Source organism: Streptomyces sp. NBC_00996 (assembly GCF_045162675.1).
Taxonomy (GTDB): domain Bacteria; phylum Actinomycetota; class Actinomycetes; order Streptomycetales; family Streptomycetaceae; genus Streptomyces.
The window spans coordinates 2,624,788-2,645,303 of the sequence record NZ_CP108723.1 but is presented as its reverse complement, the minus strand read 5'-3'; the positions used below and the strand labels follow the sequence as shown (position 1 = coordinate 2,645,303).

Sequence of the window (20,516 nt, the reverse complement as noted above, 5' to 3'; positions counted from 1 at the left end):
CGGTGCGGCGAGTGGGGGCACCTCCCACGCCCTTGAGGCAGTGGGGGAGCGTGCCGGGCGTCGCGACGGGGCGAACCTCGGCTGACGCGGCACTAGGGCCCCAGCAACTCCCGTATCGCCCGTACCGAGAGCGCCGACTTGTGGAGGAAGCCGCGGGCCGAGCTGGCCGCGACGAGTTCCTGGAAGTCCTCCAGGGAGTGCGTCGAGATGAGGATCACGGCGGGCACGCTTCCCGCGAGCCGTCCCGCCACCTCGAAGCCGTTCTCGCCGTCGAGGTCGATATCGACCAGGGCGACGTCCGGGGCCAGTTCAACGGCTCGCGCGAAGGCCTCCGCGCCCGTCGTGGCGACACCGACGACCTGTACCCCACCACGCTCCAGCAGGGCGCGCGCGGCCTCCAGGAACCGGGCGCTGTCGTCGACGAGGAGACAGCGCATGGACATGCGGACAGCTTCCCAACAGGTTGACCTTCGCGCTTTCCAGCTAGCCGGAAAGTGCTGAAGTCCTTTGCCAGACAGGGATGTTCGCGTTCACGGAGAGCAGCGGCGCGTCACGGGCGGTAGCATGTCGATGCCCTGGGGTGGCCGTGTCCCGTCGGTTGGATGGGGGTACACGATGACGTTGCTCCGAAGGAAACCGATACCAGGCCGGGCGTTCTTCGCCGGAGCGGTCTGCGAGGCCCTCCTCGCCGCCGGATGCGGCTGGGACGGCGACGACGGAGCGCGTTCCAAGGCGCGCGAGGACACCACGGGCGACAGAAAACTCAAGGGCACCCCCGACATCAGCGTGTGGTTCCGCGCGGGCCCGAGCGGAGAGCTCGACACGATGCGTCGCCGGGTCGAGGACTTCAACGACGCGCAGCAGGCCCTACGGGTCGAGACGGTCGCACGTCCTGAAGAGCGCCCGTACGCGGATCCGGTCGAATCCGGGGGCGTCGGCGGCGACCTGCCCGACTTCGGCAAGGGCACGGGCACGGGCACCGACAAGGATCTGGCCCACCACCGGAGTCACCCGGTGGGCGGGCCATGAGACCCGGCGGCCGGCGTCCGGCGCGCACAGCCGGGGCCTGTCCGCCGCTGCTCGCGCGGCTGCGGGTGGGCACCAAGCTCATGCTGCTCGCCCTGCTGCCGGTCGCCGGACTGCTCGCCTTCACGGTCTTCTCGGCCGTGGCCCAGTGGCACGAAGCGCGCACCCTGCAGAACTTCAGGGCCTCCACGAGGGTGTCCTTCGCGACGGCCGGGCTCTACGAGGCCGTCGCCCGTGAGCGCCTCACGGAGGTGGTCGCCGCCGTGGCCCCGGACCCGGCGGCCACGGCGGCCGAGCGGGGCGCCGCCAGGGGCGCCACCGACCGCGCCCTGATTGCCGCCGAGAGCGCCGGGTCCCGGCACCGGGGCCGGCCCGGCGTCCTCGGCTCCCTGCGCAACCAGCTCCATGCGGTCCGGCTGGAGTCGGCCGGCGGCGCGCTCACCGCGGCGGGGATCGAGCAGCGCTACGCGACCGTCGAGACGTATCTGCTCGACACCGTCCGCCGCCTCGACTCCAGCCGCCCCACGCGGGCCGCGGGCCGCTCCGGTGACGCCTATCCGGCGATCCTGGGCGCCATCGAGGCCGCCGAGCGCGAACGCGTCGAGCTCGCCGTCCTGCACGCGGCACCGCCCCCGGACGGCCGAGGTGCCCCCGCCAACCGCTGGCCCGCCCTGGAGAGCGCCGAGCTCGACACCTTCCGCCGGACCGCCTCGGAGCCGCTGCGCGCCCGGCTCGCCAGGGCGCTGCGGCAGCCCGCGGGGCGCACCGTGCGCGCGGCCCGCGAAGCCCTCATGACAGCCCAAGGAGCGAATCCGAAACTGCCCTCGCTGGACCGTTGGCTCATGGCCTCCACCGAGCGACTCGCCGCCCTGCGCGGCATCGCGCACGAGACGGCCCACGAACTCGCGTCCGACGCCGACCACGGCCTGAACAGTGCCCGAGACAGGGGTGAGCGCGAACTCGCCCTCTCCGGAGGAGTGCTTTTCGCCGTCACCGTCCTCGCCCTGACGCTGCGCCGCTCCATCACGCGTCCGCTCACCGAGGTCTCCGGGGGTGCCAAGGCCCTCGCTGCCGGAGACCTGTCGTACGACGTCCACTACAGGGGGCGCGACGAGCTCGGCGTCGTCGCCGACACCTTCCGCGAACTCCATGTCAACAGCGAGCGGCTTGCTGCCGAGATCCGCAGTATGAACGCGGCGATCGACGACAACCGGCTGGGCCACCGCGCGGACGCCGCCGGGTTCGAAGGGACCTGGGCACAGCTGCTGGGCGGCATGAACGACGCCATGGAGTCCTTCGCCGCCGCGCACGGTAGGCGCCGCAAGGCCGAGCGGGAGCTGGCGAGCATCTTCAACCTCTCCCTCGACCTGCTGTGCATCTTCGGGATCGACGGCTACCTCAAGCGCGTGAACCCCACCTTCGAACGAACCCTCGGGCACCCCGCCGAAGTGCTCCTCACCAAGCCCTGGCTGGAGTTCGTCCACCCGGACGATCGGGCACGCACGCGTGCCGTCCTCCACCGCCTGGACGACGGCGTCGAGCTCGGCGAGTTCGAGAACCGCTGCCTGCGCGAGGACGGCACCGAGCGCTGGCTGCAGTGGAGCGCTCGCCCGGTGGCCGGGGAAGGCCTTGTCTACGCCGCCGCGCGCGATGTCACCGAGAGCCGCCGCGCCGACCGGGAGCAGGCCGCGCTGCGCCGCGTCGCCACCCTCGTGGCGCGCGGTGAGCCGCCGCACGAGGTGTTCGCCGCGGTCGCTCGTGAGGTGGGGATGGTGCTGAGTACCGGGACCGCGGCCGTTCTTCGCTACGGGGCCGACGGTGCCGTCACGCTCCTCGGTTCGGCCCGCGCGGCCGCGAGTGCGGGCGAGGCGGCGGCGGCCGGCGCGGTGGCCGAGACTCGCCGGGTGGCCCGCGCCGGACGGTCGGTCGGAGCGCCGATCGTCGTCGACGACCGTATGTGGGGTGCGGTCGTCGCGGCCCCGACGGGCCCGGAGCCGCTGCCCCCGGGCACCGAGTCCCGGCTCGCCGACTTCACCGAACTCATCGCCACCGCCATCGCCAACGCCGACGGCCGGGCTCAGCTCACGGCTTCACGCGCGCGCGTAGTGGCCGCTTCGGACGCGTCGCGGCGCCGTATCGAGCGCGATCTGCACGACGGCGTCCAGCAGCGGCTGGTCTCGCTCCAGCTGGACCTGCGGATGGCCGAGTCCATGATGGACGATCAATCCGCCGAGTTCGTGGAGCAGTTGGCGCACATCAGCAAGGGCCTGGACGACGCCTTCGAGGACCTGTTGCAGGTCTCCCGCGGCATCCACCCGGCGATCCTCTCAAGGGGCGGCCTGGGCCCCGCCCTGCGCGCCCTGGCCCGCCGCTCCGCCGTACCCGTGGAACTGGATCTGCGGCTGCCCTCCGTGCGCCTTCCGGAACAGACCGAGGTCGCTGTCTACTACGTGACCTCCGAATGCCTCACCAATGCCGCCAAGCACGCCCAGGCCACGGTCGTACGGGTCGAGGCGCGGACGTACGTCGACGTCCTGGAGGTGTCCATCGGCGACGACGGGACCGGGGGCGCGGACCCCGGCGGCGGCTCGGGTCTCGTCGGGCTCACCGACCGCGTCGAGGCGATCGGAGGCAAGCTCGCGATCAGCAGCCCGCCGGGGAGAGGCACCACCCTGACGGTACGGCTGCCGATGCGGTAACCGCCGACCCAGGAGTGACCGCCCGGGGTGTGCCCGGCGCCGGGGGGCGGGACGCGTACGAGGGGGCAGGACGCGTACCGGCGGGCACGGACCGACCACCGTCGTTTCTCGATCCGTGTCCGCCTTCTCTCCCGCAGCCCTTCGACCGTCCGGTCGCCCCTCGCCCGGGGCGTACCGTCCGACCTGCCGCCCCTCGCCCGGGGCGGCCGGTCCGCTGCGTCCGCACTGGTTCGAGCATCGCGCCGTAAGGACCCCGTGTCGTCACGGCCAGCCCCCAATTCGGCTTCCGGCTAGCCGTAACCCCGGGGGTCCGGCAGGCTGTTGGGGGTGCACCGGACAGGTCGGGCAAGGGGAGCCGGGACCATGGACGCATCGCAGCAGCCGGGTCGGGGACGGGTCGTCCTCGCCGACGACGACGTCCTGCTCAGGGAGGGTCTGGCGAGTCTGTGCGAGCGCGTCGGCTACGAGGTGATCGGGCAGGCCGGCGACGCCTCGCGGCTCTTGGAGTTGGTCGCCGACGAGCGCCCCGATCTGGCGATCATCGACATAAGAATGCCGCCGTCCCACTCGACCGAGGGACTCAAGGCGGCCCGCACGATCCGCGAGCACCATCCCGCCACCGGCATCCTGGTCCTGTCGGCCTACGTGGAGGTCGAGGACGCCCTGGAGCTGCTGGTCGGCGGTCGCAAGGTCGGCTACCTCCTCAAGAGCCGGATCACCGTCGTGGACGAGTTCCTCGAGACACTCGACCGGATAAGCAGGGGCGGCTCGGTCGTCGACCCTTCTCTGGTGCAGGAGCTGGTCTCCGCCCAGCGCCGCGACGATCCGCTGTCCTTCCTCAGTTCCCGCGAGCGCGAGGTCCTCGCCCTCATGGCCGAGGGCCGCTCCAACGCGGGCATCGGCCGCCGCCTGTGGGTCACCGAGGGCACCGTGGAGAAACACGTCCGCAGCATCCTGGGAAAACTCCGACTCCAGGAGGAGCCCGACGACCACCGCCGTGTCCTGGCCGTCCTGACCTTCCTGGAGTCGCGCTGAGGCAGGGCTCCGGCCTTGTCCACAGGGTCGCCGCGCTGTCAGCCCTCGCCAGTAGGGTGTGTGACATGGCCGACCCCTCCAGCTACCGCCCCAAGCCGGGACAGATCCCGGACTCTCCCGGGGTGTACAAATTCCGCGACGAGCACCGCCGGGTGATCTACGTCGGAAAGGCGAAAAGCCTGCGCCAGCGCCTGGCGAGCTACTTCCAGGACCTGGCGAACCTGCACCCCCGCACCCGCACCATGGTCACGACGGCCGCGTCGGTGGAGTGGACGGTCGTGTCCACGGAGGTCGAGGCGCTTCAGCTGGAGTACTCCTGGATCAAGGAGTTCGACCCCCGGTTCAACGTCAAGTACCGCGACGACAAGAGCTATCCGTACCTCGCGGTGACGATGAACGAGGAGTTCCCGCGCGTTCAGGTGATGCGCGGCCAGAAGCGCAAGGGCGTGCGGTACTTCGGTCCGTACGGGCACGCGTGGGCGATCCGCGACACCGTGGACCTGCTGCTGCGCGTCTTCCCGGTCCGCACCTGCTCCGCCGGCGTCTTCAAGAACGCGGCCCGCACCGGCCGCCCCTGCCTGCTCGGCTACATCGGCAAGTGCTCCGCACCCTGCGTCGAGCGCGTCTCCGCCGAGGAACACCGTGACCTGGCCGAGGAGTTCTGCGATTTCATGGCCGGGCGTACGGGGACGTACATCCGCCGGCTCGAGAAGCAGATGACGGACGCGGCCGAGGAGATGGAGTACGAGCGGGCGGCCCGCCTGCGCGACGACATCGAGGCCCTGAAGAAGGCCATGGAGAAGAGCGCGGTCGTGCTCGCCGACGCGACCGACGCCGACCTGATCGCCGTCTCCGAGGACGAGCTGGAAGCGGCCGTGCAGATCTTCCACGTACGCGGCGGTCGCGTGCGCGGCCAGCGCGGGTGGGTCACGGACAAGGTGGAGGCCGTCACCACCGGTGACCTCGTCGAGCACGCGCTCCAGCAGCTCTACGGGGAGGAGACGGGCGACTCCGTCCCCAAGGAAGTGCTCGTCCCGGCGCTGCCCGACCTGGTGGAGCCCGTCCAGGAGTGGCTCGCCGAGCGCCGCGGGTCGAACGTCTCGCTGCGCATCCCCCAGCGGGGCGACAAGAAGGCCCTCATGGAGACCGTGCAGCGCAACGCTCTCCAGTCGCTCGCGCTGCACAAGACCAAGCGTGCATCCGACCTGACCACCCGCTCGCGCGCCCTGGAGGAGATCGCCGAGGCACTCGACCTGGACAGCGCACCCCTGCGGATCGAGTGCTATGACATCTCGCACCTCCAGGGCGACGACGTCGTGGCGTCGATGGTCGTCTTCGAGGACGGGCTCCAGCGCAAGAGCGAGTACCGGCGCTTTCAGATCAAGGGTTTCGAGGGCCAGGACGACGTCCGGTCCATGCGCGAGGTGATCACCCGCCGCTTCAGGCGCTACCTCGCCGAGAAGGAGAAGACGGGGGAGTGGGCCGATGGCGAGAGCGGGCTCACCGAGGAGGACGGCCGCCCCAAGCGCTTCGCCTACCCCCCGCAGCTCGTCGTGGTCGACGGCGGCCAGCCGCAGGTCGCGGCAGCCAAGAAGGCTCTCGACGAACTCGGCATCGACGACATCGCCGTATGCGGCCTCGCCAAGCGCCTGGAGGAGGTGTGGCTGCCGGACGAGGGCGACCCGGTGGTCCTGCCGCGCACCAGTGAGGGCCTGTATCTGCTGCAGCGGGTCCGTGACGAGGCCCACCGCTTCGCGATCACCTACCAGCGCACCAAGCGGGCCAAGCGCTTCAGGGCGAGCCCGCTGGACGACGTGCCGGGCCTGGGCGAGACGCGCAAGCAGGCGCTGATCAAGCACTTCGGCTCGGTGAAAAAGCTGCGATCCGCGACAATCGACCAGATCCGCGAGGTTCCCGGCATAGGCCGCAAGACGGCCGAGACGATCGCCGTGGCCCTCGCCCAGGCGGCCCCGGCCGCACCCGCCGTGAACACGGCGACTGGAGAGATCATGGGAGATGAGGAAGACGGGGAGCCCGAAACGACGGCGGGCTCCTCAGAGGAGCCCGTGACCGCGGGCGCCTCGGACGAGCGACGGGGGCAGGAGAGATGACCGAGAACGACGCGCGCGAAGAGGAACGCCCGGCACTGGGTCAGGAAGTGCACGACGCACACGAAGCGCACAAGGAAACAGGCGAAGATCACCTGGAGCACGAAGCGCCGCAGGAAGACGGAGCACAGGTGGGTACGGGTATCGAATCGGCCGGGGCCCCCGAGGTGGCCATCCCCGAGCTGGTGATCATCTCCGGTATGTCCGGGGCGGGTCGGTCGACGGCCGCCAAGTGTCTGGAGGACCTCGGCTGGTTCGTCGTCGACAACCTGCCGCCCGCGCTGATCCCCACCATGGTGGAGCTCGGCGCCCGCTCCCAGGGCAACGTGGCCAGGATCGCGGTCGTCGTCGACGTACGCGGGCGCCGCTTCTTCGACAACCTCCGTGAGTCCCTCGCCGACCTGGAGTCGAAGCACGTCACCCGGCGGATCGTCTTCCTGGAGTCCTCCGACGAGGCCCTGGTACGCCGCTTCGAGTCGGTGCGCCGCCCGCACCCCCTCCAGGGCGACGGCCGCATCGTCGACGGCATCGACGCCGAGCGCGAGCTGCTGCGCGAGCTGCGCGGCGACGCCGACCTGGTGATCGACACCTCCAGCCTGAACGTGCACGAGCTGCGCGCCAAGATGGACGCCCAGTTCGCCGGCGAGGAGGAGCCCGAGCTGCGGGCCACCGTCATGTCCTTCGGCTTCAAGTACGGCCTGCCGGTCGACGCCGACCTGGTCGTGGACATGCGCTTCCTGCCCAACCCGCACTGGGTCCCCGAGCTGCGCCCCTTCACCGGCCTGAACGAGGAGGTCGCGGCGTACGTCTTCAACCAGCCCGGCGCCAAGGAGTTCCTCGACCGCTATGCCGAGCTGCTCCAGCTCATCGCGGCGGGGTACCGGCGTGAGGGCAAGCGCTACGTGACCATCGCGGTCGGCTGCACCGGCGGCAAACACCGCTCGGTCGCCACCTCCGAGAAGCTCGCCGCCCGTCTCGTCTCCCAGGGCGTGGAGACCGTGGTCGTGCACCGGGACATGGGGCGCGAGTGACCGGACGTGCTGCTCTGCGGCTGAGCAGGCTGCGCCGCGTCACCCCCGAGGGACGCGGCGGCAAGCCCGCCGAGGCGCGCGGTGCGAAGCCGCGCCGCCGGGGCACCCAGCCCAAGGTCGTCGCCCTCGGCGGCGGCATGGGCCTGTCCGCCTCGCTCGCCGCGCTGCGCCGGATCACCGGCGACCTCACCGCCGTCGTCACCGTGGCCGACGACGGCGGCTCCAGCGGGCGGCTGCGCGACGAGCTGGGCGTGCTGCCGCCCGGCGACCTGCGCAAGGCCCTGGCCGCGCTGTGCGGCGACGACGACTGGGGCCAGACCTGGGCACGTGTCATCCAGCACCGCTTCCAGTCCCAGGGCGACCTGCACGAGCACGCGGTCGGCAATCTGCTGATCGTCGCCCTGTGGGAGCAGCTCGGCGACCACGTCCAGGCCCTGGACCTGGTCGGCAAGCTCCTGGGCGCGCACGGCCGCGTGCTGCCCATGTCGGCCGTACCTCTGGAGCTCCAGGCCCTGGTCAAGGGACACGCCCCGGAGCGGCCGGATGACGTCGAGACGGTACGAGGGCAGGCGACGGTGGCGCTCACGCCCGGTGAGGTGCAGTCCGTGCACGTCGTGCCGCACGACCCCCCGGCCGTCCCCGAGGCCGTGGCGGCCGTCCTCGACGCGGACTGGGTGGTGCTCGGCCCCGGCTCCTGGTTCTCCTCGGTGATCCCGCACCTGCTCGTGCCCGAATTGCTCGACGCCCTCATCCAGACGAAGGCGCGCCGGGTACTCTCGCTGAACCTCGCCCCGCAGCCCGGAGAAACCGAAGGCTTCTCCCCGCAGCGTCATTTGGAGGTTTTGGGACGACACGCCCCTAAACTCGCCCTGGACGTGGTGCTGGCCGACGAGGCCGCCGTGCCCGACCGCGACTCACTCACCGACGCCGCCAAGCGGTTCGGCGCCGCGGTCGAGCTGGCGCCGGTGGCCCGGACCGATGGATCTCCGCGGCACGACCCGGAGCTGTTGGCCGCCGCGTACGACCGTATTTTTCGGATGCATGGAAGGATCGGCCCATGGCGATGACGGCAGCGGTGAAGGACGAGATCTCCCGGCTCCCCGTCACCCGGACCTGCTGCAGAAAGGCGGAGGTCTCCGCCATTCTGCGGTTCGCGGGCGGCCTTCACCTGGTGAGCGGCAGGATCGTGATCGAGGCGGAGCTGGACACCGCGATGGCGGCGCGCCGCCTGAAGCGGGACATCCTGGAGATCTTCGGCCACAGCTCCGAGCTGATCGTGATGGCGCCCGGCGGTCTGCGCCGCGGCTCCCGCTATGTCGTACGCGTCGTCGCGGGCGGCGACCAGCTGGCCCGTCAGACCGGGCTCGTCGACGGCCGGGGCCGCCCGATCCGCGGGCTGCCCCCGCAGGTGGTCTCGGGGGCCACCTGCGACGCCGAGGCGGCCTGGCGCGGGGCGTTCCTGGCGCACGGCTCGCTGACCGAGCCCGGCCGTTCCTCCTCGCTCGAGGTGACCTGCCCGGGCCCTGAGGCCGCGCTCGCGCTGGTGGGCGCCGCCCGCCGCCTGTCGATCGCGGCGAAGGCCCGTGAGGTGCGCGGAGTGGACCGTGTCGTCGTACGCGATGGAGACGCGATCGGGGCGCTGCTCACCCGTCTCGGCGCGCATGAGTCCGTGCTGGCCTGGGAGGAGCGGCGGATGCGCCGCGAGGTCCGCGCCACGGCGAACCGGCTGGCCAACTTCGACGACGCCAACCTGCGCCGCTCGGCCCGCGCCGCCGTCGCCGCCGGGGCCCGGGTGCAGCGCGCTCTGGAGATCCTCGCCGACGAGGTGCCGGAGCACCTCGCGGCCGCCGGACGGCTGCGCATGGAGCACAAGCAGGCCTCCCTGGAGGAGTTGGGCGCGCTCGCCGACCCGCCGCTGACCAAGGACGCCGTGGCCGGCCGTATCCGTCGACTGCTCGCCATGGCGGACAAGCGGGCGCAGGACCTCGGCATCCCCGGGACCGAGTCGAACCTCACCGAGGAGATGGCGGACAACCTTGCGGGCTGATCCCCCGATGATCACAAGAAGCTCAACACGCTGGTGCCGACACCCACTTGGGATGTCGGCACCGGCGTTTGTACGTCCTTGAGGCGCCCTTGACTTGACCATGAAGTGTCATGAGCCTGGCATCTGTTCGCTGCTGTGGCGGACCAGTGCAAGGGGGGGCTCATGAGACGAAGAGCGAGAGCGATCCTCGCTACCGGCGCGCTCCTGCTGGGCGGTGCGGGCACAGCGCCCATCGCCCAGGCGCAGAGCGGCAGTTCACCCAAGCCCGACGCGAACGCCGTGAAGGTGTTCCGCGCCGAGGTCACGAAGCAGCAGATACCCCTGCTGCTCGCGGCCGGACAGGACGGCCACGAACTCGGCGACACGACCTGGAAGAACGGCAAGAGCACCGTCGAGGTCTACGTCACCGACCAGCAGGCCAAGAAGCTCAAGAAGCAGGGCGTCGAGCTCACCGAGCACACGCTCTCCGCCAAGGCCGAGGACCGCGTCGAGGACGCGGCCCAGGGCGTGTTCCGCCCGTACAGCGGAAAGGGCGATCTCCAGGAGGAGATCGTCAGGACCGGTCAGGAACACCCCGATCTCACCAAGGTCGTCTCCATCGGCAAGACCGTCAACGGCCAGGACATCCTGGCGCTCAAGTTGACCAGGGGCGCCAAGAGGAGCAAGGACGGCGCCAAGCCGTCGGTGCTGTACATGTCCAACCAGCACGCGCGCGAGTGGATCACGCCCGAGATGACGCGGCGTCTGATGCACTACTACTTGGACAACTATGCGACGAACAAGCGCATCAAGAAGATCGTCGACTCCACCGAGCTGTGGTTCGTTCTGTCGGCCAATCCGGACGGCTACGACTACACGTTCAAGGGCACGGACGAGCGCCAGTGGCGTAAGAATCTGCGGGACGTGAACGGCGACGGCGCGATCTCCACCGGCGACGGCGTCGACCTCAACCGCAACTTCGCCTACAAGTGGGGCTACGACGACGAAGGTTCGTCCCCCAACCCCACCAGCGAGACCTACCGCGGCACGAGCCCCGGCTCCGAGCCCGAGACCAAGGCCCTCGACGCCTTCGAGAAGCGCATCGGCTTCACCTACGGCATCAACTACCACTCCGCCGCCGAGCTGCTCCTCTACGGAGTGGGCTGGCAGGTGGCGACGCCGACCCCGGACGACGTGCTCTACAAGGCGCTCGCCGGAACCCCTGAGAACTCGGCGATCCCGGGTTACCACCCGCAGGTCTCCTCGGAGCTCTACACCACCAACGGCGAGGCGGACGGCCACGCGGGCAACGTCAACGGCATCGCGATGTTCACCCCTGAGATGTCGACCTGCCAGACCGCGTCGAACCTCGACCCGGGCGACGCCTGGAACGCGGCCGACTGCGCCTCGGTCTTCACCTTCCCGGACGACGAGAAGCTGATTGAGCAGGAGTTCGAGAAGAACATCCCCTTCGCGCTCTCCGTCGCCGAGACCGCGGCCCACCCCGACCGGCCGTCCTCCTCGGTCGGTATCGACGCCCCCGACTTCACCCCGGCCGCCTTCTCCACGTCGTACTCCCGCGGCGCCGACCAGGAGGTCTCCGTCGTCGTACGCAAGTCCGTACGCGACAAGGAGCTCAAGTACCGCGTCAACGGCGGCCGTACGCAGGACATGGTGCTCAAGGCATGGAAGGGCGGCGAGACCTACGGCGGCAAGGACAATCTCTACTTCGACGAGTACCGCGCCAAGGTCCGGGACGGCGACCCGGGCGACAAGGTCGAGGTCTGGTTCACCGGCGAGACGAAGAGCGGGAAGCCCACCTCCAGCACGCACTTCACGTACACCGTGGCCGAACGGCCGCGCGCCGACACGCTCGTGGTCGCCGAAGAGGGCGCGACCGCCACACAGGCGCAGGCCTACGTCGACGCGCTGAAGGCCAACGGCAGGAAGCCCCTGGTCTGGGACGTCGCGACCCTGGGCGCACCGGACACGCTCGGCGTGCTCGACCACTTCAAGACGGTCGTCCACTACACGGGCGCCGTACGGCCGGGCAACGCCACGCAGCTCCAGCTGCGCGCCTTCCTCAATGAGGGCGGCAAGCTGATCGAGGCGGGTGAGCCGGCCGGCGGCAGCGTCGACCTCGGCGGCGGCACCTTGTCGAACGACTTCAGCCAGTACTACCTGGGCGCCTACTCCCGTACGTCGACTCCGGGGGCCACCGGCTACACCGGCTCCGGGAAGCTCGCCGGCTTCACGGGGGCGCTCGGCGACGCGCCCGGCAACCCGCTGAACGCGGCGGGCACCTACGGCGTCACCTCGGACTCGCTGCCCGCCGCGCAGTACCCACAGTTCGGGTCGAGTGCGGGAGCGGGGCAGTTCGCCGGGACCGTCAACCCGTACGGGCCCTACGCGGGCTCCTACATGGCCGCCGCGGTTCACACGGACGACGCCTACAAGCGCCTCACCCGCACGATCGACCTCACCGGTGTCGGTGCGGCCGACAAGCCGACGCTGCGCTCCCAGCTCCTGTGGGACACCGAGCCCGGCTACGACCACGCGGTGCTCGAAGTCCACACGACCGGGGCGGACGACTGGACGACGCTCCCCGAGGCGGGCGGCGCCACCAGCAACGCGGTCCCCGCGGAGTGCGAGGCCGGTTTCCTCGTCAGGGAGCACCCGTCCCTCAAGCGGTACCTGACCGTGGGCTCCGCCGGCTGCGCCAACACCGGCACCAGCGGGTCCTGGAACAGCTTCACCGGCGCCTCCAGCGGCTGGCAGCAGGTCAACTTCGACCTGAGCGCGTACGCCGGCAAGTCGATCGAGGTCTCGTTCAGCTACATCAGTGACCCGAGCGCGGGCGGCCACGGTCTCCTTGTCGACAATGCCTCCCTCGTCGTCGGCGGCACCGCCACCGAGGCGGAGGGCTTCGAGGCCTCCCTCGGCCCCTGGAGCGTCCCCGGACCGCCCGCGGGCAGCCCGGCCGTCCTCAAAGACTGGGCGCGCTACGGGGAGCTGTTCAAGACATACGGAGGGGTCACCACGGACGACACCGTGCTGTTGGGCTTCGGTCTGGAGCACGTCACCGCGGCGGCCGATCGCACGGCCCTCGTCAAGAAGGCGCTAGCGGCACTGACACGCTGACTGTGAGTGACGCACTCGTCAACAAGGAGGGTGTTCCGTACCCCTACTGGTGGGTACGGAACGCCGTGTCGTGTATGGGGCATCTGGATGTCACCGCGGGCGCCTCAGGGAGGTAGGGTCGTAGGCGGTCGGGGACATCCCATACAAACTCGCCGGCGTCTGAGTCGGCGTACCTAACGAGGAGATCGGTTCGTGACGATCCGCGTAGGCATCAACGGCTTTGGCCGCATCGGTCGTAACTACTTCCGCGCGCTGCTGGAGCAGGGTGCTGACATCGAGATCGTGGCTGTCAACGACCTGGGTGACACCGCGACCACCGCTCACCTGCTGAAGTACGACACCATCCTGGGCCGTCTCAAGGCCGAGGTGTCGCACACCGCCGACACGATCACCGTCGACGGCCACACCATCAAGGTTCTGTCCGAGCGCAACCCCGCCGACATCCCGTGGGGCGAGCTGGGGGTCGACATCGTCATCGAGTCGACCGGCATCTTCACGAAGAAGGCCGACGCCGAGAAGCACATCGCCGGCGGCGCCAAGAAGGTCCTCATCTCGGCTCCGGCCAAGGAAGAGGACATCACCATCGTGATGGGCGTCAACCAGGACAAGTACGACCCGGCGAACCACCATGTCATCTCCAACGCCTCCTGCACCACCAACTGTGTGGCGCCGATGGCCAAGGTGCTCGACGAGAACTTCGGCATCGTCAAGGGCCTGATGACGACGGTCCACGCGTACACGAACGACCAGCGCATCCTGGACTTCCCGCACTCGGACCTGCGCCGCGCCCGCGCCGCCGCCGAGAACATCATCCCGACCACGACCGGTGCCGCCAAGGCCACCGCCCTGGTCCTCCCGCAGCTCAAGGGCAAGCTGGACGGCATCGCCATGCGCGTCCCGGTCCCGACCGGTTCGGCCACCGACCTGGTCGTGACGCTGCAGCGCGAGGTCACCAAGGACGAGGTCAACGCCGCGTTCAAGAAGGCCTCCGACGACGGTGACCTCAAGGGCTACCTGTCCTACACCGAGGACCCGATCGTCTCCTCGGACATCGTCGGCGACCCGGCCTCCTGCACCTTCGACTCCTCCCTGACCATGGTCCAGGAGGGCAACTCGGTGAAGATCCTCGGCTGGTACGACAACGAGTGGGGCTACTCCAACCGCCTCGTCGACCTCACGGTCTTCGTCGGCAACCAGCTCTAAGTCCCAGAGCAGGCACCTCGATGTGAGCACAGGGCTCGGGCAGCGCAAGGCCGCGCTGCCCGAGCCCTGTGCCGCGTACTGATCGATCAGCCCTCTCGGATCACAAGAGCTTTCCTAGGAGCCCACTCATGAAGACGATCGACGAACTTCTCGCCGAAGGCGTGGACGGCAAGCGGGTCTTCGTCCGCGCCGACCTGAACGTGCCACTGGCCGACGGCCTCATCACCGACGACGGCCGCATCCGCGCCGTTCTGCCCACCGTCAAGGCCCTCGCGGACGCGGGCGCAAAGGTGGTCGTCGCCTCGCACCTGGGCCGCCCCAAGGGTGCCCCGGACCCGGCCTTCTCCCTGCTGCAGCCCGCCGAGCGCCTCGGTGAACTCCTCGGCGCGCCCGTCGCGTTCGCCCAGGACACCGTCGGCCCCGCCGCTCACGACGCAGTGAACGGCCTGCAGTCCGGCCAGGTCGCGGTCATCGAGAACCTGCGCTTCAACGCCGGTGAGACGTCCAAGGACGACACCGAGCGCGGCGAGTTCGCCGACCAGCTCGCCGCCCTGGCCGATGTCTACGTGGGCGACGGTTTCGGCGCCGTGCACCGCAAGCACGCCTCCGTGTACGACCTCCCGGCACGCCTGCCGCACTACGCCGGCTACCTCATCGCCACCGAGGTCGGCGTCCTGAAGAAGCTCACCGAGGACGTCAAGCGCCCCTACGTGGTCGCGCTCGGCGGCGCCAAGGTCTCGGACAAGCTCGCCGTGATCGACCAGCTCCTCGGCAAGGCCGACCGTCTCCTCATCGGCGGCGGCATGGCGTACACCTTCCTCAAGGCCCAGGGCCACGAGGTCGGCATCTCCCTTCTCCAGGAGGACCAGATTCCGGCCGTCAAGGAGTACATGGAGCGCGCGGAGAAGAACGGCGTGGAGCTGGTCCTCCCGGTCGATGTCCTCGTCTCCACGGAGTTCCCGGACCTGAAGACGAAGGCCCCGGCCAACCCCACGACCGTCGCCGCGGACGCCATCCCGGCCGACCAGGAGGGTCTCGACATCGGTCCTGAGACCCGCAAGCTGTACGCCTCGAAGCTCGCCGACGCGGCCACCGTCTTCTGGAACGGTCCCATGGGCGTCTTCGAGCACCCCGACTACGCCGAGGGCACCAAGGCGGTCGCCCAGGCCCTTCTCGACTCCCAGGCCTTCACGGTCGTCGGCGGTGGCGACTCCGCCGCGGCCGTTCGCATCCTGGGCTTCGACGAGACGGCATTCGGCCACATCTCGACCGGCGGTGGCGCCTCCCTCGAATACCTCGAGGGCAAGACGCTCCCCGGCCTCGCCGCACTGGAGGACTGACCTCAATGAGCACGCGCACGCCGCTGATGGCGGGCAACTGGAAGATGAACCTCAACCACCTCGAGGCCATCGCGCACGTCCAGAAGCTCGCCTTCGCCCTGGCCGACAAGGACTACGAGGCCTGCGAGGTCGCCGTCCTGCCGCCCTTCACCGACCTGCGCTCCGTGCAGACCCTGGTCGACGGCGACAAGCTCAAGATCAAGTACGGCGCGCAGGACCTCTCGGCGCACGACTCCGGCGCCTACACCGGAGAGATCTCCGGCCCGATGCTGGCCAAGCTGAAGTGCACGTACGTCGCGATCGGGCACTCCGAGCGCCGGCAGTACCACCACGAGACCGACGAGCTGGTGAACGCCAAGGTCAAGGCCGCCTACAAGCACGGTCTGACCCCGATCCTGTGCGTCGGAGAGGAGCTGGAGGTCCGCGAGGCGGGCAACCACGTCACGCACACGCTCGCGCAGGTCGAGGGCGGTCTCAAGGGCCTCCCGGCCGAGCAGGCCGAGTCGATCGTGATCGCCTACGAGCCCGTCTGGGCCATCGGCACCGGCAAGGTCTGCGGCGCCGACGACGCCCAGGAGGTCTGCGCGGCGATTCGTGGCAAGCTCGCCGAGCTGTACTCGCAGGAGCTGGCCGACCAGGTCCGTATCCAGTACGGCGGCTCGGTGAAGTCCGGGAACGTCGCCGAGATCATGGCGAAGGCCGACATCGACGGCGCCCTGATCGGCGGCGCCTCGCTGGACGCCGACGAGTTCGTCAAGATCGTCCGGTTCCGCGACCAGTGAGCCGAGCAGTGAGTATGCGCTAGCGGCGATCCGTCGTACCCTTGCGGGGGCCAGGTGGAGTGCCACCCGGCCCCCGTCGTCCATCCAGTTCCGAGGAAGTTGGTCCAGCCGTGGTTTTGGGGTTCTCGATCGCCCTGATCGTCTTCAGCCTGCTGCTGATGCTGCTGGTGCTGATGCACAAGGGGAAGGGCGGCGGCCTCTCCGACATGTTCGGTGGCGGCATGCAGTCGTCCGTCGGCGGCTCCTCGGTCGCCGAGCGCAACCTCGACCGCATCACCCTGGTGATCGGTCTGCTCTGGTTCGCCTGCATTGTCGTGCTCGGCATCCTGATGAAGGTCAACAACTGATCACCGGCTGACATCGGTACGGCAGCACAACTGCACATTACGCAAGCACATTCCGCACGTAAGGCCCCATGTCCGGTACGCGCCCTCGGGTGCGGCCTATCATGGGGCTTGCGTCTAGAGGCGGGGGTGTAACTCCAATCACTGGACGCGCGTTGGGCCTTACGTAGACTGAGGCGCTCGCAGCGAAGCGTCACGCCGACTCGCTTCGCGGCACCATCACGCAGGGAGTTACGACCGTGGCAAGTGGCAACGCGATCCGAGGAAGCCGGGTCGGGGCGGGGCCGATGGGCGAGGCCGAGCGCGGCGAGTCCGCACCCCGGCTGCGCATCTCCTTCTGGTGCTCCAACGGGCACGAGACGCAGCCCAGCTTCGCCAGCGACGCGCAGGTTCCCGACACCTGGGACTGCCCGCGCTGCGGCTTCCCCGCCGGACAGGACCGGGACAACCCGCCGGACCCGCCGCGCACCGAGCCGTACAAGACGCACCTCGCGTATGTACGGGAGCGACGCAGCGACGCGGACGGCGAGGCGATCCTCGCCGAGGCGCTCGCCAAACTGCGGGGCGAGATCTAGAAGTTGAGAACCGGCCGGGCGCCTGCGGGCGCCTGGCCGGAGCCGTTTCGTACGGCTCTCGCGGCGCGCGGCCGACCGTGGCCGGATCGCCGAGGCCGATTGTCAGTGGTGCCCTCTACGGTTCTTGAAGTGGCGGAACCGGAGGGGGCGTTGTGACGACGACGGACGCGGCGGGCGTGCGGGCGCCCGCGTGGCGCGGGGGATTCGGGCGGTTGTGGACCGCGGCCGTGGTGTCGCGGTTCGGGGACGCCCTGCGCACCGCCGCGCTGCCGCTGCTCGCCGTGCGGCTCACCGACGATCCGCTCGTCATCGCCTCAGTGACGGCCTGCGGCTATCTCCCATGGCTTCTCTTCGGCCTGCTCGGCGGGGCGATCGCCGACCGGGTGGACCAGCGCCGGGCGATGTGGGCCGTGGACACCGTACGTGGCTCACTGGTGGCCTGCTTCGCGCTGGCCGTCGGGCTCGGGCACGCGTCGGTCGTCCTGCTGATCGCCCTCGCCTTCACCCTGACCACCCTCCAGACGCTCTTCGACAATGCCTCGACGGCCCTGCTGCCGTCCCTCGTGTCCCGCGAGGCCCTGGGCAGCGCGAATGCGCGGCTGATGACCGGGCAGCAGCTCGCCGGAGGCCTGCTCGCGGGCCCCTTCGTGCCGCTGCTGCTGACCGTGGGGGCCGCCATGCCGTTCACGGCGGACGCGGCCACCTATCTGCTCGCCGCCGCGCTCGTGGCCTCCCTGCGGATACGGGCGCCCGAGCGGGAGCCGCGTCCTGCCGGGAGCACGTTGCGCGCCGAGATCGGCGAGGGGCTGCGCGCCCTGCGGCGCGACCGGGTGCTGCGGGCGACGTGTACGGCCACCCTGCTGTGCAACATCGGCATGGGCGCCCTCATCGCCACGCTGGTGCTGCACGTGACGCGCTGGCTGCACACGGGGAACGCGGGATACGCGGCTGCCATGACGGCGTACGCGGCGGGCAGCTTCTCCGGCGGCTTCGTCGCCCAGCGTGTCGCCCAGCGTGTCGCCCACCGGATCGGGCGGGCCCGCAGCCTGCTCCTGGCGGGGTGCGTCCAGACGTCGTCCCTGGTGCTCATGGGCACCGTCCGTCACCTGGGCGCACTCCTCGTGGGCATGACGCCGCTCGGCGCGATGAACATGGTGTGGAACGTCAACCAGGTCACGCTGATGCAGCAGCGCAGCCCGGAATCCATGGTGGGCCGCATCAGCTCCGCGTTCCGCACGGCCTCGACCTCCGGGGCCCCGCTCGGCGCCCTGCTGGGCGGTGCCGTGGCGGGGGTGTACGGGCTGAACGGTCCGGCACTCTTCGCGGCCGTGCTCTTCGCCCTCGCCGTCACCTCGCTGATACCTGCGCTCAAGCCGGACGTATCTGTTGTTGAGCCGGACGACGGCGCTACGACAGCTCACGTCAAGCCCTGATCAATTAGGTTGGGACCGGCAGCGGGGCAAGGTACGCAGCACACGCAGGAAAGAGGCGGAAGTCCGAGATGAACGCAGAAAGCCGTACCAGGCTCAACCAGACGCCCGAGTGGACCGCTCTGGCCAAGCACCGCGAGGAGTTCCGGGACACCCATCTGCGGGACCTGTTCGCGACCGATCCCGGGCGCGGCTCCGGCTACACCCTCCAGGTCGGCGATCTGCACGTCGACTACTCCAAGCACCTGGTCACCGACGAGACGCTGCGGCTGCTGCGCGACCTCGCCGCGGCGACCGACGTCTTCGGGCTGAGGGACGCCATGTTCCGCGGCGAGAGGATCAATGTCACCGAGGACCGCGCGGTGCTGCACACCGCGCTGCGCGCCCCGCGCGACGCGGTCATCGAGGTCGACGGCGAGAACGTCGTCCCCGCGGTGCACGCGGTGCTGGACAAGATGGCCGACTTCGCCGAGCGCGTCCGTTCGGGTGCGTGGACCGGACACACCGGCAAGCGCATCAAGAACGTCGTGAACATCGGCATCGGCGGCTCCGACCTCGGTCCGGCCATGGCGTACGAGGTCCTGCGCTCCTTCACCGACCGGGATCTGACGGTCCGCTTCGTGTCGAACGTGGACGGCGCCGACCTGCACGAGGCAGTGCGGGATCTGGACGCGGCCGAGACGCTGTTCGTCATCGCCTCGAAGACGTTCACCACCATCGAGACGATCACCAACGCGACCTCGGCGCGCGACTGGCTGCTGACCGAGCTGAAAGCCGGTCAGGAGGCCGTCGCCAAGCACTTCGTGGCGCTCTCGACGAACGCCGGGAAGGTGTCGGACTTCGGTATCGACACGGCCAACATGTTCGAGTTCTGGGACTGGGTCGGCGGGCGGTACTCGTACGACTCGGCGATCGGCCTGTCGCTGATGATCGCCATCGGTCCGGACCGCTTCCGGGAGATGCTCGACGGGTTCCATCTCGTCGACGAGCACTTCCGCACTGCGCCCGCCGAATCCAATGTGCCGCTGCTGCTTGGCCTGTTGGGCGTCTGGTACGGCAATTTCTTCGACGCCCAGTCGCACGCCGTGCTGCCGTACTCGCACTACCTGTCCAAGTTCACCGCGTACTTGCAGCAGCTGGACATGGAGTCCAACGGCAAGTCGGTGGACCGCGACGGGCGCCAGGTGGAGTGGCAGACCGGGCCGGTCGTGTGGGGCACGCCGGGCACCAATGGGCAGCACGCGTACTACCAACTCATCCACCAGGGCACGAAGTTGATCCCGGCCGACTTCATCGGCTTCGCGGAGCCCGTGGTCGATCTGCTGCCGGGTCTGGTCGCCCAGCACGACCTGCTGATGGCGAACTTCTTCGCGCAGACCCAGGCGCTGGCCTTCGGCAAGACGCCGGACGAGGTGCGCGCCGAGGGCGTGGCCGAGGAGCTGGTGCCGCACAAGACGTTCAAGGGCAACCACCCGACGACGACGATCCTCGCGCGGGAGCTGACTCCGTCCGTCCTGGGCCAGTTGGTCGCCCTCTACGAGCACAAGGTGTTCGTCCAGGGCGCGATCTGGAACATCGACTCCTTCGACCAGTGGGGCGTCGAGCTCGGCAAGGTCCTCGCCAAGCGCGTCGAGCCGGCCCTGACGGAGGGCGCGGAGGTGCCGGGGCTGGACGAATCCACCAAGGCGCTGGTCGCCAAGTACCGTGAGTTGCGCGGCCGGTAGGCGAGCCGGGGTGTGGGAAGCGGGCGGCGGGAGTCCGTCCGCTTCCCGTAGA

The 20,516-nt window shown here is 69.9% G+C and carries 16 protein-coding genes; 15 read left to right on the top strand and 1 reads right to left on the bottom strand.

Going from position 1 to position 20,516, the window contains the following annotated elements; all coding sequences use genetic code 11:
* Positions 1 to 92: 92 nt before the first annotated feature.
* Positions 93 to 443 (bottom strand): response regulator, encoded by a 351-nt coding sequence (locus OG390_RS12585; protein WP_406167501.1) that lies wholly within the window; start codon positions 441 to 443, stop codon positions 93 to 95.
* A gap of 172 nt (positions 444 to 615) precedes the next feature.
* Between OG390_RS12585 and OG390_RS12580 the strand changes: the two genes are divergently transcribed.
* The 15 genes from OG390_RS12580 to pgi all read left to right on the top strand — a co-directional run bounded on the left by OG390_RS12580 (position 616) and on the right by pgi (position 20,464).
* Positions 616 to 1,029, top strand: a complete 414-nt coding sequence (locus OG390_RS12580; RefSeq protein ID WP_406167500.1) for a hypothetical protein — start codon at positions 616 to 618, stop codon at positions 1,027 to 1,029.
* On the top strand, positions 1,026 to 3,725 hold the full coding sequence (locus OG390_RS12575) for a PAS domain S-box protein (RefSeq protein WP_406167498.1): 2,700 nt from the start codon (positions 1,026 to 1,028) through the stop codon (positions 3,723 to 3,725). Before OG390_RS12580 ends, OG390_RS12575 begins: the two co-directional genes overlap by 4 nt.
* 363 nt (positions 3,726 to 4,088) lie before the next feature.
* Positions 4,089 to 4,760 carry a response regulator gene (locus OG390_RS12570; protein ID WP_406167496.1) on the top strand — a complete coding sequence of 224 codons (672 nt, stop codon included), beginning with the start codon at positions 4,089 to 4,091 and terminating at the stop codon, positions 4,758 to 4,760.
* A gap of 65 nt (positions 4,761 to 4,825) precedes the next feature.
* Positions 4,826 to 6,871: an excinuclease ABC subunit UvrC gene (gene uvrC, locus OG390_RS12565; RefSeq protein ID WP_406167494.1), complete on the top strand. Its 2,046-nt coding sequence runs from the start codon at positions 4,826 to 4,828 to the stop codon at positions 6,869 to 6,871.
* Positions 6,868 to 7,899: an RNase adapter RapZ gene (gene rapZ, locus OG390_RS12560; protein WP_406167492.1), complete on the top strand. Its 1,032-nt coding sequence runs from the start codon at positions 6,868 to 6,870 to the stop codon at positions 7,897 to 7,899. The genes uvrC and rapZ overlap by 4 nt, the downstream gene beginning before the upstream one ends.
* Positions 7,896 to 8,966, top strand: a complete 1,071-nt coding sequence (gene yvcK / locus OG390_RS12555) for a uridine diphosphate-N-acetylglucosamine-binding protein YvcK (RefSeq protein WP_406167490.1) — start codon at positions 7,896 to 7,898, stop codon at positions 8,964 to 8,966. Before rapZ ends, yvcK begins: the two co-directional genes overlap by 4 nt.
* A complete protein-coding gene (gene whiA / locus OG390_RS12550; RefSeq protein ID WP_010987695.1) occupies positions 8,957 to 9,946 on the top strand; it encodes a DNA-binding protein WhiA in 990 nt (329 codons plus the stop codon). Before yvcK ends, whiA begins: the two co-directional genes overlap by 10 nt.
* 162 nt (positions 9,947 to 10,108) lie before the next feature.
* Positions 10,109 to 13,066, top strand: a complete 2,958-nt coding sequence (locus tag OG390_RS12545) for a M14 family zinc carboxypeptidase (RefSeq protein WP_406167488.1) — start codon at positions 10,109 to 10,111, stop codon at positions 13,064 to 13,066.
* Between the two features lie 192 nt (positions 13,067 to 13,258).
* Positions 13,259 to 14,269 carry a type I glyceraldehyde-3-phosphate dehydrogenase gene (gap, locus tag OG390_RS12540; RefSeq protein ID WP_399077756.1) on the top strand — a complete coding sequence of 337 codons (1,011 nt, stop codon included), beginning with the start codon at positions 13,259 to 13,261 and terminating at the stop codon, positions 14,267 to 14,269.
* Positions 14,270 to 14,397: 128 nt separating this feature from the next.
* Positions 14,398 to 15,609: a phosphoglycerate kinase gene (locus tag OG390_RS12535; protein ID WP_399077754.1), complete on the top strand. Its 1,212-nt coding sequence runs from the start codon at positions 14,398 to 14,400 to the stop codon at positions 15,607 to 15,609.
* Between the two features lie 5 nt (positions 15,610 to 15,614).
* Entirely contained in the window at positions 15,615 to 16,391 is a 777-nt protein-coding gene (gene tpiA / locus OG390_RS12530) for a triose-phosphate isomerase (RefSeq protein WP_399077752.1), read from the top strand.
* A 110-nt stretch (positions 16,392 to 16,501) separates the two neighbouring features.
* Complete coding sequence (secG, locus tag OG390_RS12525; RefSeq protein WP_107440227.1) at positions 16,502 to 16,738, top strand: preprotein translocase subunit SecG; 237 nt, start codon at positions 16,502 to 16,504, stop codon at positions 16,736 to 16,738.
* Between the two features lie 236 nt (positions 16,739 to 16,974).
* Entirely contained in the window at positions 16,975 to 17,310 is a 336-nt protein-coding gene (locus OG390_RS12520; RefSeq protein ID WP_003957010.1) for an RNA polymerase-binding protein RbpA, read from the top strand.
* A gap of 152 nt (positions 17,311 to 17,462) precedes the next feature.
* Positions 17,463 to 18,743, top strand: a complete 1,281-nt coding sequence (locus OG390_RS12515) for an MFS transporter (protein ID WP_406167484.1) — start codon at positions 17,463 to 17,465, stop codon at positions 18,741 to 18,743.
* A gap of 68 nt (positions 18,744 to 18,811) precedes the next feature.
* Complete coding sequence (gene pgi, locus OG390_RS12510; protein WP_406167482.1) at positions 18,812 to 20,464, top strand: glucose-6-phosphate isomerase; 1,653 nt, start codon at positions 18,812 to 18,814, stop codon at positions 20,462 to 20,464.
* Positions 20,465 to 20,516 lie beyond the last annotated feature (52 nt).